The organism is Candidatus Polarisedimenticolia bacterium (assembly GCA_035764505.1).
Classification (GTDB): domain Bacteria; phylum Acidobacteriota; class Polarisedimenticolia; order Gp22-AA2; family AA152; genus AA152.
This window is the reverse complement of the sequence record DASTZC010000047.1, coordinates 1-2794: the sequence shown is the minus strand read 5'-3', so window position 1 is coordinate 2794 and position 2794 is coordinate 1. Positions and strand designations below refer to the sequence as shown.

Sequence of the window (2794 nt, the reverse complement as noted above, 5' to 3'; positions counted from 1 at the left end):
AATCGCTCTACTGAACCGGCGATCGCGCCAAGACCAGTGCCAGAGAGGGGCGCTTGCTTCACACGCAAGTGACGACGGACACCTAATAATCCCGTTGGGCGGACACTGAACTCCCGGCTGACGGACACCAGATTTCCCGGTAGCCGGACAGCAATTCTCCTCTCAAGTCGCCGTCCATCCGGCTTGTGGAAGGCGTAGCTAGACGTCGATTCCCGTCTACGTCCTAGCACACGTCGGAGACAGCCGTGACCAAGCAAGAGCAGGAGATCATGGAGATTCTGGAGGCGTACGACCTGACCAGGAGTGCCTGGTCGGCGGCAGAGCTGGCGGATTGTGACCCCAAGACGGTCCAGCGCTACGTTCAGCTGCGCGACGCGGGCAAGGATGTTTTTACCCGGACGGTCCGGCCCAAGTTGGTGGACCAGTTTGTCGACAAGATCGAGGAGTTGGTGGAGCATTCGCATAGCAAGGTGCGCGCCGATGTCGTCCACGAGAGGTTGGTGGCGATGGGCTTTGGGGGCAACGAGCGGACCACGCGACGAGCGGTAGAACGCGCCAAGACGGCCTACCGCCAGGGCAGGCGGCGGAGTTACCGGCCCTGGGTACCCGAGCCGGGGCTTTGGATGCAGGCGGACTGGGCCAAGGGCCCGGTGGTGAAGAGCCGGGAGAGCAGCCTCTTCTGCGTCTGGCTGGCCTGGAGCCGCTACCGGGTCATCCTCCCCACCTGGGACCGGACGCTGGGCACGCTGATGTCCTGCGTGGACATGAGCCTGCGTCGCTTCGGCGGGGTACCCACCTATTACCTGACCGATAACGAGAAGACCGTGACCATGGACAGGGTGGCCGGGATCGCGGTCCGCCACCCGCTGGTGGTGGCGATGGGCCGGCATTACGGACTGCAGGTGAGGACCTGTGTGTCCTACGACCCCGAGAGCAAAGGCGGTTCCGAGGCCACGGTTCGGATTGCCAAGGCCGACCTGGTTCCCACTGAGGCCAACCTCTTGCCCGACTACCGATCCTTCGGCGAGCTGAAGGCAGCTTGTGAGCGGGTCATGGAGGAGGTCAACAGCCGAGTCCATCGGGCGACCGGCCAGGCGCCCCTAGACCGATTGCGGGAGGAGCGAGCCCATCTTCACCTGGTTCGGCCAGAGCCCTTCGCGGCGGCTTTGGGGGAGACTCGGACGGTCTACCCCGACCGTTGCATCCGTTTCGGCTCGGTCTACTACTCGACTCCGCCCGGCCATGAGGGCAAGGAGGTCTGGGCCCGGGTGGAAGGCGAGGAACTGGTCATCACCGGAGCCGGTGAGCAGGGGTTGGTGGAACTCGTCCGCCACCAACTCTCGGTGCCCGGGCGGCCGCAGATCCTAGACGAGCACTACCCCGACCATCCCAATGGGAGGGCGACCATGGATCCTCAACCGCGAGCCCGGACTGAAGACGAGCGGAACTTTCTGGAGATCGGGCCGGGTGCCGAGCGCTGGCTGAAGCTGGCCGCTGCCGAGGGGGTGGGCAGGATCCCGAGCAAGATCCGAGAGGCGGTCCTCCTGACCGCCTTGTACGGCCGAGAGGTCGTCGAGCGAGCGCTGGCGATGGCTGCCGAGGCGGGTCGCTTCGGCGATGGCGACCTGGTCTCCATCGCCGGTCACCTGCATCACGGCCGGGGCCACCAGGAGCAGCCGGTCAACGCAGACGAGAGCTTCTCAGTCCAGCCCGGCACCAGCGCCTGGGAGGGCTTTGGACGATGACGGTCCCTGATCCGCCTGCCCTGCCCGATGAACTTCAGCGCCTGCTCCGACGCATGAGACTGCCCTATTTGCGTAGGGTCGCCGCCGAGGTCTGTGCCACCGCTCGAGCTCAACGCTGGGACCCTACCGAGGTGCTGCGCGTACTGCTGCTCGAGGAGGTCCGGGGTCGAGACAATGCCACCCAGGAGATGCGCAAGCGAGCGGCCGGCTTTCCGGCCGGCAAGACTCTGGAGAGCTGGGGTGAGGAGCGCTCCTCCATCCCTCCGGCTACTCAGCGGGCCCTGATGACCTTGGAGTGGATCAGCCGGGCCGAGAATCTGGTCGTCTGTGGGCCCAGCGGCACCGGCAAGAGTCACCTCTGCGAGGCCCTGGGTCGGGCCGCCGTCGAGGCCGGCCTGCGGGTCGCTTGGTTCTCCTTGGAGTCTCTGACCAACACCATCGCTCGCGCCAAGGTCGACGCCTCCGTTGGCAAGGTAGTGGCTCGCATCTGCCGGGCCGACTTGATCTCGATTGATGACATCGGCCTGCTCCCGGCTGGTCAGGAGGCCGCCGAAGCCTTCTACCGCGTGGTCGATGCCGCCTATGAGAAGCGCAGCCTGGCCATTACCTCCAACCTCCACCCGGCTGGCTTCGACACGATCATGCCCAAGAGCCTGGCCACAGCCACTGTCGATCGCATCCTTCACCACGCCCATCTGGTCCTCACCGAGGGACCTTCACAACGCCTGGCCGATGCCACTGCGGGCAAGGGGGTGGTGCCTCTGGTCTGAACCGACCAGGAGAAATGCTGTCCGCGCGCCGGGAATTCCGGTGTCCGCCCGCCGGGATTTTTCCTGTCCGCCTATTGGGATTTCCTACTGTCCGTTGACAAGAAACCGGGGCCCGGCTTCAGGGCAGGAACTCGAAGTTCGAGGTATGGGCTGGACCGACGACCGCGAACTGCCTGCGGTCGAGGTGGCGCGCAGGTGGTTTTAACGGCCCAGGCTGTTGGTTGCAGCCGCTTTGCGGCGGCCGCCGCTGCAGTGGCGGCTTTGTTTAGTCTCGTCTGG

Annotated in this window: 2 protein-coding genes; both read left to right on the top strand. The window is 65.4% G+C overall.

The genetic code is table 11. The annotated features are described in order from the left end of the window. Positions 1 to 269 precede the first annotated feature (269 nt). Positions 270 to 1745, top strand: a complete 1476-nt coding sequence (gene istA, locus VFW45_03240; protein HEU5179779.1) for an IS21 family transposase — start codon at positions 270 to 272, stop codon at positions 1743 to 1745. After that, entirely contained in the window at positions 1742 to 2515 is a 774-nt protein-coding gene (gene istB, locus VFW45_03235) for an IS21-like element helper ATPase IstB (GenBank protein HEU5179778.1), read from the top strand. The genes istA and istB overlap by 4 nt, the downstream gene beginning before the upstream one ends. Positions 2516 to 2794: the final 279 nt, after the last annotated feature.

Coding starts and splice junctions, on each gene's coding strand:
- istA (HEU5179779.1), top strand. CDS start 270: ATGGAGATTCTGGAGGCGTACGACCTGACCAGGAGTGCCTGGTCGGCG.
- istB (HEU5179778.1), top strand. CDS start 1,742: ATGACGGTCCCTGATCCGCCTGCCCTGCCCGATGAACTTCAGCGCCTG.